Source organism: Limnohabitans sp. 103DPR2 (genome assembly GCF_001412575.1).
Classification (GTDB): domain Bacteria; phylum Pseudomonadota; class Gammaproteobacteria; order Burkholderiales; family Burkholderiaceae_C; genus Limnohabitans_A.
The window spans coordinates 2,766,892-2,779,997 of the sequence record NZ_CP011834.1 but is presented as its reverse complement, the minus strand read 5'-3'; the positions used below and the strand labels follow the sequence as shown (position 1 = coordinate 2,779,997).

Genomic DNA, 13,106 nt, shown 5'->3' with positions numbered 1-13,106 from the left:
CAAACGAGTCAGTCAATCAATGTGCGAAGTGTGGCGCTGGAACTGCTTTGCAGCCAAACAAAGCCGTAGGGTTTTATCGCAAGGGTTTGACCATTGCCTACATCTTGATCAACAGGTAGGCGTGAGAAATTGAAGAAGCCCTTCAATTCTGCACCGCGTTGCAATGCCAATACGGTGGGATGTTTCGACTCAATGGCATTGACCGGTACATCACCATGAAAGGCTGTCAGTGACTTTCGCAGTTGCGCAAAGGCCTGCAGCTTGGAGAAGATGCGGTGTTGAACCGAGCCCTCTTGCTTGCGCAATTGCGCCAGGGCCTCTTGCCAATTGGGGCGGTGCAACTCGCGGCCATCTGGGCCTTGACGGGCTGCAAGCACCTCTGCGGAGGTGTTGCCCATGCCCAATTCATCGCCCATGTACAGAAGCGGTAAGCCACCGGTGAAATAAGACAAGCTTTGCAATAAGAGCAAGCGATCCAGTGCGAGCTGGGAATCGGCAGGCGTTGAGGCCGAGTACATGCCTACCAGCGCAGAGGCCATGCCATTGGTGCCGTGTGCAGTTTGCAAGTCGGTGGTTTGAAATGACGCCCCTTGCGCATAACTGCCAGGCGCAATGCCTGCAAAGAAATGCGAAGCGTTTAGCAGTCGTTGATAGTGGGTATCACCCAGTGCTTGCGCTTCGGGACGCAAGACGTTCCAGCCGATGTCGTCGTGGCATCGCACATAAGTCAACCAAGAACTGCCTTGGGGTACGGCGGGTGTGTTTTGCATGACGGCTTGAAGAATGCTGACATTCTCTTCTGCCAGGGCCACCCAACTGGCGGCCATCATGCTGGAGTGATACGCCAAGTGACACTCGGGTCCGGGCGTTTCGCCCAAGCCGAAATAGGGTGGCAGCTGATGCGTGGGCATGATGGCCTCGGCCTTCAAGAGCACGCCTGGGCAGGCAATTTCCATCAGCGCGCGCATGGCCTGCAAAAGCCAATGCACTTCCGGTTGGTTTTGACAGTTGGTGCCTTCGCGTTTCCACAAGAAGCCCGTGGAGTCCAAGCGGAATGCCTCAACCCCCATGTTGGCCACGCGCATCATGGCGCTGACCACTTCAAAAAACACTTTGGGATTGGCGTAGTTCAAATCCCATTGGTAAGGGTAGAAAGTGGTCCAGACCCAAGCTTTCAAACTGGGCTGGTAGGTGAAATTGCCTGGCGCTGTGTCAGGAAAAATTTGAGGCAGGTTTTTTTCCCAGCCATCGACCTCTGCTTGGCTGTGCGCCATGCAGAAAAAATTCTGAAATTCTGGATTGCCATTGCGCGCTTCGACGGCCCATTCGTGGTCGTGTGCCACATGGTTCAAAACAAAGTCGCTGCACAAACTGATGCCTGCTGCTCGCAGGGCTTGCGTTAACAATTGCAGATCGGCCTGCGTGCCCAAGCGCGGCTCAACAACTTCGAAGTTGGCCACTGCAAAGCCACCATCGTTGGGGCCTTCCGCTGCTTTGAAAAAAGGCAGCAGGTGCAAGTAAGTCACACCCAGTGACTTCAAGTAATCAATGCGATCCACCACACCTCGCAGATTACCTGCAAAGTGATCCACGTAAGCGGTGTAACCCACAGCACCTTTTTGGTGCCAATGCGGCTGTGATTGACGTGATAAATCCAAATCCCAAAGTGCTTGGGAGCGTTTCCGTGCGATATCGACTGCTGCTGCTAGCAATTGCTCGGTCAGTTCTTCGACTTGATTCCCTTCGCCGTAGGTGCGACTTAAACGGTTTTGAAGGATGGGAAGTTGTTGGGCAATACGCTTTGCCAATTCGTCTGCACGATCTGGCGATGCATTCATCAATGCCACGCGCCAAGCTGAAGCTTTTGGCACAGAGACTGAGCTTGACATGGTGGGCATCGGGGACAGTGTAAGGGACATAAAAAACCAAAAAAAAGGCTGCCGACCGAAGTCGGCAGCCCAAACCTCAGATTAGAAGTTGTACTTCAGACCTGCTTTGATGGAGCGACCATTGATGGCACGTGCAGCCATGCGGCCGTCGTTGCTCTCTGTGTAGCCCAAAACATTGGTCAAGTTGTTCACACCCAATGATGCCACTGCGTTTTTGCCAATGTTGAAGTTGGCAAATGCATTGATCACTGTGTAGGCAGGCAATGTCACGTCATAGCCAGAACCTTGAGCATCTTTCGAGCTAGAAGTTCCAACGATGGCGGCACCGATTGTGGCGTCACCCAAAACATAAGAGGGGCTCAATTGGTAAACCACTTTGGCTTGACGGTTAGGTGTCAAACCGGTGGCCACAATTTTGGCATCGGTCACGGTCACGCCACCGTTGATACGGAACGCGCCCATTTTGTAACCGGCTTCCACTTCCACACCGGAGGCATCGTATTTGTTGGATGTGCTCTTTTGTGTGGTTGCGTCGTAGTTGCTCTCGTCAGTTTTAGCGTTGAACAAGGTCACGAATGTGCTCAAGTTGCCGTTGCGCAATTTCACGCCACCTTCAACTTGTTTAACTTCGTTGATGGGCACCACACCTGAACCGTCCAAAGGCATTTTCTTAGGATCGAACATGATGCGGTCTGCATTGAAGGCCGCACCTTTGCTGACACGTGCGAACAAGGCAGTGTCTTTGTCCAACTGGTAGTTACCACCGAATGAATAAGAATTGAAGTTCTTGGTGTAGTTGATGGCTTGTGTGTTCTCTGGCTTGAACTGGTTGTTCGAAGCTTGGTTGTAAGAACCTGTGGCCACTTGTTGGTCGGCGCGCAAGCTACCGTCCAAGCTCAAAGCACCTTTTTCCCAACCCAAAACAGCGTAGGGAGATGTTGTACGGTAGGTGCCATCGATGGCACGTGTGCAGCAACCGCCCCAAACGTTGGTGCCCAAATCAATGGCGCCATAAGAATTGGTTTTGGAATTGGCCAACAACGCGGGGTTGTTGTCTGTGGCTTCCATCAAGTACTGGTTGAAGTTCCATGTCAGTGCAACTTTTTGCACGTTCACAAACAAACCAGCTGTGGTGGTGATCTTGGAACCATCGGCTTGCGCAAATGTTTTGCTCAATTTAACGTCGTTGGTGGTTGAACCCATGTCATCCATGGACGTGTTGAACACGGTCGCTGTGAAAGACTTGCCTGTGTAGGCTTGGCCTTTCTTGGGGCCAGTTGCGTACTTGCTGCCAGATGCAGCGTTGGCCACATCGTCGCCAGGGAAGATGCTGATGAAGCGGCCGCTGTTTTCTGAAGTGCGGAACTTTTCGCTCAATTTCCAGCCACCTGCCAATTTCAATTCGGTTTCAACACCGAATGAATCGCTCTTCACGCGCAAACCATCGTTCACGTTGGAGTTCACGAGGGTGTTGTTCTTAGACAGCGTGGCATCTTGCACCCAGTAAGGTGAGTAGAAAGTCGCTTTGCGGGGGTCAATGCCAGGCAACTCGCTCAACACGCCGTTCTTGATGCTGACGGGTGCGGGCATGAACAAAGGCGACTTGTCGTCCAATGTTTTGAAGTTCAAGCGAACAAAACCATTGTCAACGTCTTGTGTGATGTTGGCTTTGATCTGGTGACCTTGCACGCCGTTGGCAGATGCATTGCGGGGACCTTGGCCCATGTTGGCGTAACCGCCCACGAAGAAGCGAGTCTTCTCGCCCAATTTGCCGCTGTAGTCAAAGTCGAAACGCTTTTCGTCGTAGCCCAAACCGGTGGTCACACCCATAGAGCCGCCTGGTTCTTCACCTGTTTTGGAGATGAAGTTGATGATGCCGCCAGGTGCGTTGGTGCCCAATGTGGAGGCAGAGCCACCACGAACCACTTCCAAACGCTCCAGGCTGCCATCGGCGCGCAAGAACATGTCGGGTGTCGCGAAGGCCACATCGCCGAACAGCAAAACGGGCAGACCGTCTTCTTGGAATTGCACATAGCGTGCGCCACCTGCAGAGATGGGCAAGCCACGAACGGTAACGTTGGCGTTACCGCCGCCGCCGCTGGATTCAGCGCGAACACCAGGAATGGTGCGCAGAATGTCAGAAGAGTTGGTGGGCTGTGCTTGCAAAATTTGATCCACACCCACGGTTGAAATGGAATTGGATTGCTTCATTTTGCTGGCGCCAGAAGCGGTGCCAGTCACCACCAATTCGTCCAACTTCAAAGTGTCGTTGTTAGGCGCTGTTTGCGCCCATGCGCTGCCCATGTGGGCAACTGTTAAGGCGCAGGCCAATGCAACTGCATTGGGAACGATTGCATTCATTCGTTTGGACATTGAAAGTCTCCAGAAAAAATATTGAATTACTTAAGTGTATGAATTTATTGAATATTTTCAATAAAATTCGAGAATGGATACTTCTTGGCAATCCCGAATGCCTAGATTCTCCGAAAAATTGCAAACGTTTGCAATTGGAATTTCCTCAAATTGGGGCACTGACCGCCATCCGAGACCCGTTCCGCATAGCTAAGTCATTGAATCTTTTGAAAAAAAGGCCTTCTTTAGGTGCTTTCCCTAGGCTAGTGCATTAGAAACCATGTTGATTTCATGGCGATTGAAGTTTTTCAAACGTTTGCATTCATTTCTTATACTTAGGTCAAGCAACCGGAGTCATTGCAGTTTTTATGGCCAAAGCAGACGCAGACAACAAGAAGATTCAGATGGTCGACATTGCCCGATTGGCGGGTGTGTCGACCTCGACGGTCTCGCGCGCGCTCAATGGCAGCCCACTGATCAATGAAGAAACGCGCCAACGCATTGCCGACTTGGCCAAGTCGCTCAGCTACACCATCAACCTGAGCGCTAAAAATTTACGCTCTGGCGAGAATCGAACCATTGGTGTGGTGATTCCTTACCAAGACCAAATTCGCCAAGATGTGACCGATCCGTTCTTCATGACCATGCTCGGTCATTTGGCGGACCAACTGACCAAGCAAAATTTTGATTTGCTTTTCTCCCGCATTTCAGCAGATCACTTGGAAGACTTGGCACAGCTTTATGAATCAGGCCGCGTGGGCGGTTTGATTGTGGTGGGCCAGTGGGACCAACACGAAAAACTCAATGAGCTGGCGCGCCGACAAATTCCCTTCGTGGTGTGGGGCGGTCAGTTGCCAAGGCAGTTGTATTGCACGGTGGGTGGCGACAATTTCAACGGCGGCTTTTTGGCCGCCAACCATTTGCTGAGTCTGGGCCGCAAACGAATTGTTTTCATGGGCGACAAACATGCAACAGAAACGCAGCAACGCTATGCGGGCTATGTGCAGGCTCATCAAGCGCACAAAGTGCCCATCGCGCCAGAGCTCTACATTCCATCCCCCTTCACAGTGGCGGAGGCCAGAGAAGACATCAAAGTTTTCTTGCAAAAGAAATTAGCCTTTGATGCGCTGTTCGCAGCCAGTGATTTGTTGGCGATCACCGCCATGGGCGCCTTCACCCAAGCGGGCCTGCGCATTCCGCAAGATGTGAGCGTGGTGGGCTATGACGACATTGGCATGGCCGAGCACACCTACCCGCCACTCACCACTATTCGTCAGCCGATGGATTTGGCGGGGGCTGCCTTGGTGCAAAACCTCATGCGAGTGTTCAGCGAAGGTCACTCCGACTCTGAAGTGGTCAGCACCGATTTGATCATTCGAGGTTCAACTTGCCGGGTTTGAAAAAAAGCTTTGTTGCGAGTGCATTGCACATAGCCCCGCAAGACTGACTTTAAGGGTAACCGTTGGGATTTTGTGATTGCCAACGCCAGGTGTCTTGGCACATGTCGTCGATGGTTTTTTCAACTTGCCAACCCAGCGTGTTGAGCGCGTGTTGCGGGTCCGCCCAATAGGCATCGAGGTCGCCCGACCTACGCGGCGCGAAGTTGTAAGGCAAATCCCGGCCACAAGCTTTTCCAAAGGCATGCAACATGTCCAACACACTGTGGCCGATGCCACTGCCCAAGTTGAACACGTGATGGCCAGGGCGTTCATGCGAATAGGCCAAGGCTGCCACATGGCCTTTTGCCAAATCGTTCACGTGAATGTAATCACGTACGCCAGTGCCATCTGGGGTGTTGTAGTCCTTGCCATAAATTTGGAGCGCCTCACGGCGGCCAACGGCCACTTGTGACAAATAGGGCATGAGGTTGTTGGGAACATCTTGCGGGTCTTCGCCCATTTGCCCACTGGGATGGGCCCCTACTGGATTGAAATACCGTAAAGAAGTCATGGCGCATGTTGCGTCAGCCGCAGCCACATCGGCCATGATGTGGTCCACCATGAGTTTGCTTCGGCCATACGGATTGGCTGGCGAGGTGGGCACTTGTTCGTTCCAAGGTGGCGCAGATGAATGGCCATAGACCGTGGCCGATGAACTAAAGACCATCGTTTTAACGCCGCACTGTTGCATGGCTTGCATCAGCACCACGCTGCCGTGCACATTGTTGTCGTAATAGCGCAGGGGTTGCGCAACAGATTCACCAACGGCTTTCAAACCAGCGAAGTGAATCACAGCCTCGATGCCGTGTTCTAAAAGAAGCTTGCCGAGCAAGTCAGCATCACGCACATCGCCCTGAATGAAGGGCGGGCGATGCCCAGTGATGCTTTCAATTCGATCAATGACACTGACTTTGGAATTGACCAGTGAATCCAAGATGACGGGTTGCCAGCCTTTGTCGATCAACTGCACGCAAGTGTGGCTGCCAATGTAGCCGGTGCCACCCGTCACCAAAATCTTCATGCATCAATTCCAGGAAACAGCCGCCATGTCGTTGGCAAAAATAGGCGAGCTGGACCACAAGCCCTTCAAGCCTTTTTTGTACACCGCGGTGTTGGTGGCGTTGAACAAGAAGACGTTGACAGCGTCGTTGGCAATCATGCGCTGCATGTCGCCAAACAACTTGGTACGGTCTTTGGCGCCTGTGGTGGCGGAGTGCTTGGCAGCCAAGTCACGGAAGGCCTTGCTGTCGTAGCCCCAGTAGTAATTGGGGTTGGCATAGGCCATGTAATCGAGCGGCTCGACGTGGTTGATGACGGTGAGGTCAAAGTTGCCTTTGAAGGTGCCGCCAAGCCACTGTGCCCATTCCACGTTTTCAATTTTTGCCACGATGCCCACTTTGGCCAGTTGGGCGGCCAAGATTTCGCCGCCTTTACGGGCGTAGGGTGGGGGAGGCAGGGTGAGTGTGACGTTCAGAGGCGTTTGGACGCCAGCTTCTTTCAGCAAAGCCTTTGCTTTTTCTGGATCAAAGGGGTACTGACCGGTCAGGTCCACATAGCCCGCATCGGTGGGTGCCATGTGGCTGCCAATGGGTTTGGCCAAGCCTTCGAACACGCCATCAATGAAGGCTTTTTTATCGATGGCATGTGACAAGGCGCGACGAACACGCACATCATCAAACGGTTTCTTTTTGTTGTTGATGGTCATGATGCCCTTGCCGGCCGTGCTGCCCAACTCGACCACAAAGCGCTTGTCGGTTTGGAACTGCTTCAAACTTTGGGGCGATTGGAAGCGGGGCATGCCATCGATGTCACCGGCCAACAAAGCAGCCACTTGTGCAGACGAATCGTTGATGAAACGGAAGGTGACTTTTTTGAGTTTGACGTTGGCCGCATCGCGGTAGCCATCCCACTTGGTCAAAGTCACAGCAGTGCCCTTGGCCCAGTTGTCCAATTTGTAAGGGCCAGTGCCGATGGGCTTGGTGGCCGCCGCATCGGCTGAGTTGGGGTGCAAGATGACGGCAGTATTCTCGCCCATGCGGAACAAGAAATTGCCATCGGGGTTGGTGAGCACCAAGACCACGGTGTGGGCATCGGGCGTTGAAATGTGGGCAATGTTGTTGAACACGGCGCCTTTGGCTTTGTTGGTGCTCTTCTCGCCTTTGGCGCGTTCGAAGCTGAATTTCACAGCCGATGAATCAAAGGGTGAGCCGTCTTGAAACTTGACGCCTTTGCGCAATTTGAAGGTGAAGGCTTTGCCGTCGGCGTCCATGGTCCAACTTTCGGCCAACAAAGGTGTGACAGAACCGTCGACATTGATTTTGGTGAGGCCTTCCAAGATGTTGTAGTGCACCACTTCACCAATGGCCGCAGCAGGCGCAGTGGTGGGGTCAAGGCTGGTGGGCTCCAAAATCATGCCAATCACGGCGCTGTCTTTTTTGGACTGGGCCTGTGCCGCAGGGTGGACGAGAACCATGCTGGCCGTAGCAATCAGGGCCAGGCCAAATTGGCCCAACTGACGACGCGTTGAACGAGGTGCTTGTGTCATGAAAAACTCCTTCATCAAAAATTAGGCGGAATGCAAATGGGCGGATGCGGCATGGCCAGGGATGGCCGCAAGCAATGCTTGCGTGTAGGGATGCTGTGCATGTTGAAAGATGGCTTCGGATGCACCTGCTTCCACCACGTGACCGTGCTGCAAAACGAGCACATCGTCGCACATCAGGTTCACAACCGCAAGATCATGGCTGACAAACAGGTAACTCAAACCAAGCCGGTCTTGCAGGTCCATCATGAGGTTCAAAACCTGGGCTTGCACGGACACGTCCAAGGCGCTGACCGGTTCGTCGGCCACAATCAAAGAGGGCCTGGTGATGAGTGCCCGGGCAATGGCAATGCGTTGACGCTGGCCGCCCGAGAATTCATGGGGGTATTTGTCGAGGTCAGAGGCACGCAAACCCACTTCGGTCAGTGCTTGCGCCGCCCGGTCTTTCAAATCTTGCGAGCTCAGTGATTTCCCTGAGCCGCTGTTCAAGGTGCTGTGCAGCGGCTCGGACACAATGCGCAAAACCTTTTGACGTGGATCGAGCGAGCCATAGGGGTCTTGAAAGACCATTTGAAAATCACTGCGCGCTGCGCGCAATTGATCGGCACTCAAGGCGTTCAGATCTTGCCCTTTGAAGACCACCTTGCCCTGCGTTGGTTTTTCCAAGGCCATCACCAAACGGGCCAGCGTCGATTTGCCAGAACCCGACTCGCCCACAATGCCCAAACTTTGGCCAGCCTGGAGTTGAAAACTCACATCGCTCAAGGCTTGAATGTGGCCCGCTTTGGCAAACAAAGAGGGTTTGGGCAATGCGTATTGTTGGCTGACGTGTTGAACGTCTAACAACACGGATGACGGGTTGCTCATGCGGCCACCTCCAAGTGTTGCCATTGGGGGCAGCGCACCCAGTGTTCAGCCGCAGCAGGCAAACCTTCTGCTTGCTTTGGGTTGGGGACCTGTTCAAGCTGCGGCAATGACTGGCGGCAGTTGGTTTGCACATAAGGGCAACGGTCTGCAAATGCACAGCCTTGCGGCCAATTGAAAATATCAGGCACATTGCCTGGAATGGTTTGAAGCCTTGTGCCGCGTTTTAAGCCCAGCTGCGGACGTGCTGCAAACAGCCCCTGCGTGTAGGGATGCGCACGTTTTTCAAACAGAGCCTCCGTGCTGGCGCTTTCAACCACCGCACCGCCATACATCACCATGACACGGTCCACCTGATCACGCATGAGGCCTAAATCGTGGCTGATCAACAGCAAGCCCATACCGTCTTCAGCCACCAGTTGGCGAATCAAATTCAGCACTTCTTTTTGCACTGTGACATCGAGTGCTGTGGTGGGTTCGTCGGCAATCAAGATATCGGGTTGGCATGCGAGTGCAATGGAAATCATCACGCGTTGCCGCTGACCGCCCGAGAGTTGGTGCGGGTAAGCGTCGAGCCGCTCTTTGGCGCGTGGCAATTGCACACGTTCTAGCAATTCAAGGGCACGTGCTTTCGCGCGGCTTAAGTCCATGCCCTGGTGCAATTGAAGGGGCTCGGCAATTTGCTTCCAAATGGGATGCAGCGGATTGAGCGCCGTCATGGGCTCTTGAAAAATCATGGCCATGCGCGCACCGCGCATTTCGCACAAGTCGGCTTCGTTAAGTTGTGTGAGGTCGGTGCCATTCAAATGGATGGCGCCCGAAACTTTGGCGCGCTCTGGCAGCAAGCCCATCACAGCCAGTGCGGTGAGCGATTTTCCGCAGCCGCTCTCGCCAATCAAACCGAGCGTGTCGCCCCTTTGCATTTCAAAATTTACACCGCGCAAAGCTTCGACATGGCCATGCGAGGTTTGCAGGGCCACGCGCAAATCGCGGACAGACAGCAAAGGGGGGGCGTTGCGAGACATGTTCATGTGAATGGCTTATCGCGCCCTCGACAAACGTGGATCGAGCAGGTCACGCAGACCGTCGCCCATCAAGTTCAGACCCAACACGGCCAAGGCAATGGCTACGCCTGGGTACACCGCCAACATGGGGGCTTGGAACATTTGCGATTGCGCTTCGTTCAGCATGCGACCCCAGCTGGGATTGGGGGGCTGCGTGCCCAAACCCAAATAAGACAAAGCAGCTTCGGCCAAGATGGCGATGGCAAATTGCACCGTGGCTTGCACAATCAGCACGCTGGCCACATTGGGCAGCACATGCTCCCACGTGATGGCCCATTTGGTTTTGCCGGCGGCTCTAGCGGCCAAGGTGTAGTCGCGTGACCACACTGCGTTGGCAGCACCGCGCGTGATGCGTGCAAACACTGGAATGTTGAAGATGCCGATGGCTGTGATGCTGACCACCAAGCCTGGGCCGTAAATGGACGTGAGCAAAATGGCCGAGAGCAAGGCGGGAAATGCAAACGTAAAGTCGGCAGCGCGCATCACCACTTCTTCAGTCCAGCCGCGTTTGGCAGAGGCCAAAAGGCCCAGTGGAACGCCAAAACCCAGGCCAATGCCCACGGCGATGAAACCCACCAACAAAGAGTTTTGACTGCCCACCAACAACAGCGAAGCGATGTCGCGGCCTAAGCTGTCTGTGCCAAACCAATGCTGCGCGCTGGCTTTGGCCAATTTGTTGGGAATGTCGATGTCGCCCACCGGGTAGGGCGACCAGAACAAAGAAACGATGGCGCTCGTCACCAAGAGCGTGACCAAAATGGCGCCTGCCACAAAGCTGGGATGCTTGAATGCACGCTTCATGCGTCAGCCCCGCCTGACTTCAAACGCGGATCAATCCAGGCATACAACAAGTCAATTAAAAAATTGATCAAGATGACCATGGCCGATAGCAGCATGACCACATCGCGCACCACAATCAAATCGCGGTTGGCAATGGCTTGAAAAATCAAGCGGCCAATACCTGGCAACACAAACACGTTTTCAATCACGATGGCGCTGGTGATCAGGTTGCCAAATTGCAAACCCATCACGGTGACCACCGGAATCATGGCGTTGCGCAGCACGTGGCCCCACAGTACTTGCTGCTTGGACAAGCCTTTGGCACGGGCGGTGCGCACATAGTCTTCCGACATGGCCTCAATCACGGCCGAGCGTGTGACGCGCGTCAAAATGGCAGTTTGCACAGCGGCCAGCGCCATGGCGGGCAAAATCAACGCAGAAAATCCAGCCCACAAACCTCCGCCATCTTCTTCCGACCATCCCGGAAATCCGCCAGCACTGACCCATTGCAATTGCACCGCAAACAGCAAGATGAGCAAAATGGCCAACCAAAAATTGGGCAAAGCCAAACCGATTTGGCTGAGGGTCATCACGCCTACATCACCCGCGGTGTTTTGTTTGGAGGCGGCATAAAGTCCCAGGCACAAAGCCATCAGTACCGTGAGGCTCATGGCCATGACGGCCAAGGGCAAAGTGACGTGCATGCGCTCCATCATGAGCACGGCGGTGGGTGTGTCGTAGGAAATGCTGATGCCTGATTGGCCTTGCAGCAAACCGCCTGTCCATTGCAGATAGCGGTTGAGGGCGGGTTGGTTCAATCCCAACTTTTCTTCCATTGCCGCCAAAGATTCGGGGGTGGCTGTTTCGCCCAAAATGACCTGTGCCGCATTGCCGGGCAACCATTCCAGCACCCCGAACACCACGACCGAGGTAACCGCCAACGTGACGAAAAAACTGAGCAAGCGTTGGAGCACAAATGACGACACGCGTTATCCTTGTGTCTTCAGAGTCTGTGTTTCATTTGCCGTGTCGGCAAGCAAGAACAGGGGCATTGATAAAAGGGTTTCAAATGACATCTCAGAACATTGTAATCACCCGTTTGAGTGAAAGAGCCAACCCGCATTACGGCAGCATTGCAGACATTGCTGGACTGCACATTGGCCACTTTACCTCTGGCCAGCGCTTAACGGGTTGTTCCGTGGTTCTTGCGCCGCAAGGTGCCGTAGGGGGCGTGGATGTGCGCGGTGCGGCCCCCGGCACCCGCGAAACCGATTTACTCGACCCCAGCAACCTGGTCGACAAAGTGCATGCGGTCTTGCTGTCGGGCGGCAGTGCCTTTGGTTTGGACGCAGCCAGTGGTGTCATGCGCTGGCTAGATGAGCGCAACATGGGCTTTCAAACGGGTCATGGCTGTGTGCCCATTGTGCCGGCTGCGGTGTTGTTCGATTTGCCCATGGTGCGCGAAGGTGACAACGCCAAAATTCGACCTGATGCGGCGGCAGGCTATGCCGCTTGTGAAGACGCCCTGTATCAAAAACCTTTGACAGCCAGCGCCATGCGTTCCATGGTGCCGCCCATGTCGGGCAATGTGGGCGCGGGCGCGGGCGCAGCAGTGGGAAAGTTGTTTGGATTACAGCGTGCCATGAAAGGCGGCATCGGTCATGCGCTGGTGCGGGTGGGGCCTTGGCAAGTGGGTGCCATGGTGGCCTGCAATGCGGTGGGCGATGTGATCGATCCTGCAACAGGACAAGTATTGGCAGGCGCTAGAACTGCAGATGGCACCCGTTTGTTGAACACGCAGCAAGCCTTGTTGGCGGGTCAAACAGCCGCCACGCCCATGCCCGGCACCAACACCAGCATTGGCATCGTGGCCACCAATGCCACGTTGACCAAAGCCCAAGCCAAGCGTTTGGCCATGAGTGCCCACGACGGCTTTGCCCGAAGCATCAGGCCAGCCCACACCACCTTGGATGGCGACACCTTGTTCGCCATGGCCACTTGCGCAGAAACTGGTCCCGCCGACATGATGCTGCTGACAGTGATGGCGGCTGAGGCCACGGCCCAAGCCACTGTCAATGCCATCTTGTTTGCCACAGGCGTTCACAGCTTGAAGGGATTTTTACCTTCGGCCATGGAACTCAACCCTTAAGCAGAATATGCGTGACCTCATCACGCA

The 13,106-nt window shown here is 54.3% G+C and carries 10 protein-coding genes; 2 read left to right on the top strand and 8 right to left on the bottom strand.

What is annotated here, in order from left to right; translation table 11 throughout:
- Positions 1 to 8: 8 nt before the first annotated feature.
- Complete coding sequence (locus L103DPR2_RS13425; protein WP_197274883.1) at positions 9 to 1,889, bottom strand: alpha-amylase family glycosyl hydrolase; 1,881 nt, start codon at positions 1,887 to 1,889, stop codon at positions 9 to 11.
- A gap of 81 nt (positions 1,890 to 1,970) precedes the next feature.
- Entirely contained in the window at positions 1,971 to 4,262 is a 2,292-nt protein-coding gene (locus L103DPR2_RS13420) for a TonB-dependent siderophore receptor (RefSeq protein WP_055361579.1), read from the bottom strand.
- A 347-nt stretch (positions 4,263 to 4,609) separates the two neighbouring features.
- Between L103DPR2_RS13420 and L103DPR2_RS13415 the strand changes: the two genes are divergently transcribed.
- Positions 4,610 to 5,641, top strand: a complete 1,032-nt coding sequence (locus tag L103DPR2_RS13415) for a LacI family DNA-binding transcriptional regulator (RefSeq protein WP_055361577.1) — start codon at positions 4,610 to 4,612, stop codon at positions 5,639 to 5,641.
- Positions 5,642 to 5,690: 49 nt separating this feature from the next.
- On the opposite strand, the gene galE is transcribed toward L103DPR2_RS13415, so the two are convergent.
- Genes galE through L103DPR2_RS13385 form a run of 6 tightly spaced genes read right to left on the bottom strand, consistent with a single transcriptional unit; the run spans position 5,691 to position 11,916 of the window.
- A complete protein-coding gene (galE, locus tag L103DPR2_RS13410; RefSeq protein WP_055361575.1) occupies positions 5,691 to 6,701 on the bottom strand; it encodes a UDP-glucose 4-epimerase GalE in 1,011 nt (336 codons plus the stop codon).
- 3 nt (positions 6,702 to 6,704) lie between these two features.
- The gene (locus tag L103DPR2_RS13405; RefSeq protein WP_055362062.1) at positions 6,705 to 8,225 is read right to left on the bottom strand and encodes an ABC transporter substrate-binding protein; all 1,521 of its coding nucleotides are present in this window, start codon (positions 8,223 to 8,225) and stop codon (positions 6,705 to 6,707) included.
- 21 nt (positions 8,226 to 8,246) lie between these two features.
- Positions 8,247 to 9,089, bottom strand: a complete 843-nt coding sequence (locus tag L103DPR2_RS13400) for an ATP-binding cassette domain-containing protein (protein ID WP_055361573.1) — start codon at positions 9,087 to 9,089, stop codon at positions 8,247 to 8,249.
- Positions 9,086 to 10,117, bottom strand: a complete 1,032-nt coding sequence (locus L103DPR2_RS13395; RefSeq protein WP_055361571.1) for an ABC transporter ATP-binding protein — start codon at positions 10,115 to 10,117, stop codon at positions 9,086 to 9,088. Before L103DPR2_RS13395 ends, L103DPR2_RS13400 begins: the two co-directional genes overlap by 4 nt.
- A 9-nt stretch (positions 10,118 to 10,126) precedes the next feature.
- The gene (locus L103DPR2_RS13390; RefSeq protein WP_055361569.1) at positions 10,127 to 10,951 is read right to left on the bottom strand and encodes an ABC transporter permease; all 825 of its coding nucleotides are present in this window, start codon (positions 10,949 to 10,951) and stop codon (positions 10,127 to 10,129) included.
- Positions 10,948 to 11,916, bottom strand: a complete 969-nt coding sequence (locus L103DPR2_RS13385; RefSeq protein WP_055361567.1) for an ABC transporter permease — start codon at positions 11,914 to 11,916, stop codon at positions 10,948 to 10,950. Before L103DPR2_RS13385 ends, L103DPR2_RS13390 begins: the two co-directional genes overlap by 4 nt.
- A gap of 83 nt (positions 11,917 to 11,999) precedes the next feature.
- On the opposite strand from L103DPR2_RS13385, the gene L103DPR2_RS13380 reads away from it, so the two are divergent.
- Entirely contained in the window at positions 12,000 to 13,079 is a 1,080-nt protein-coding gene (locus tag L103DPR2_RS13380) for a P1 family peptidase (protein ID WP_055361564.1), read from the top strand.
- The last annotated feature ends 27 nt before the right edge of the window (positions 13,080 to 13,106 follow it).

Bases quoted from the DNA above. Each gene is read 5' to 3' on its own strand.
- L103DPR2_RS13390 (WP_055361569.1), bottom strand. From the start codon at position 10,951: ATGAAGCGTGCATTCAAGCATCCCAGCTTTGTGGCAGGCGCCATTTTG.
- L103DPR2_RS13400 (WP_055361573.1), bottom strand. From the start codon at position 9,089: ATGAGCAACCCGTCATCCGTGTTGTTAGACGTTCAACACGTCAGCCAA.
- L103DPR2_RS13415 (WP_055361577.1), top strand. From the start codon at position 4,610: ATGGCCAAAGCAGACGCAGACAACAAGAAGATTCAGATGGTCGACATT.
- L103DPR2_RS13395 (WP_055361571.1), bottom strand. From the start codon at position 10,117: ATGAACATGTCTCGCAACGCCCCCCCTTTGCTGTCTGTCCGCGATTTG.
- L103DPR2_RS13425 (WP_197274883.1), bottom strand. From the start codon at position 1,889: ATGTCAAGCTCAGTCTCTGTGCCAAAAGCTTCAGCTTGGCGCGTGGCA.
- L103DPR2_RS13405 (WP_055362062.1), bottom strand. From the start codon at position 8,225: ATGACACAAGCACCTCGTTCAACGCGTCGTCAGTTGGGCCAATTTGGC.
- galE (WP_055361575.1), bottom strand. From the start codon at position 6,701: ATGAAGATTTTGGTGACGGGTGGCACCGGCTACATTGGCAGCCACACT.
- L103DPR2_RS13380 (WP_055361564.1), top strand. From the start codon at position 12,000: ATGACATCTCAGAACATTGTAATCACCCGTTTGAGTGAAAGAGCCAAC.
- L103DPR2_RS13420 (WP_055361579.1), bottom strand. From the start codon at position 4,262: ATGTCCAAACGAATGAATGCAATCGTTCCCAATGCAGTTGCATTGGCC.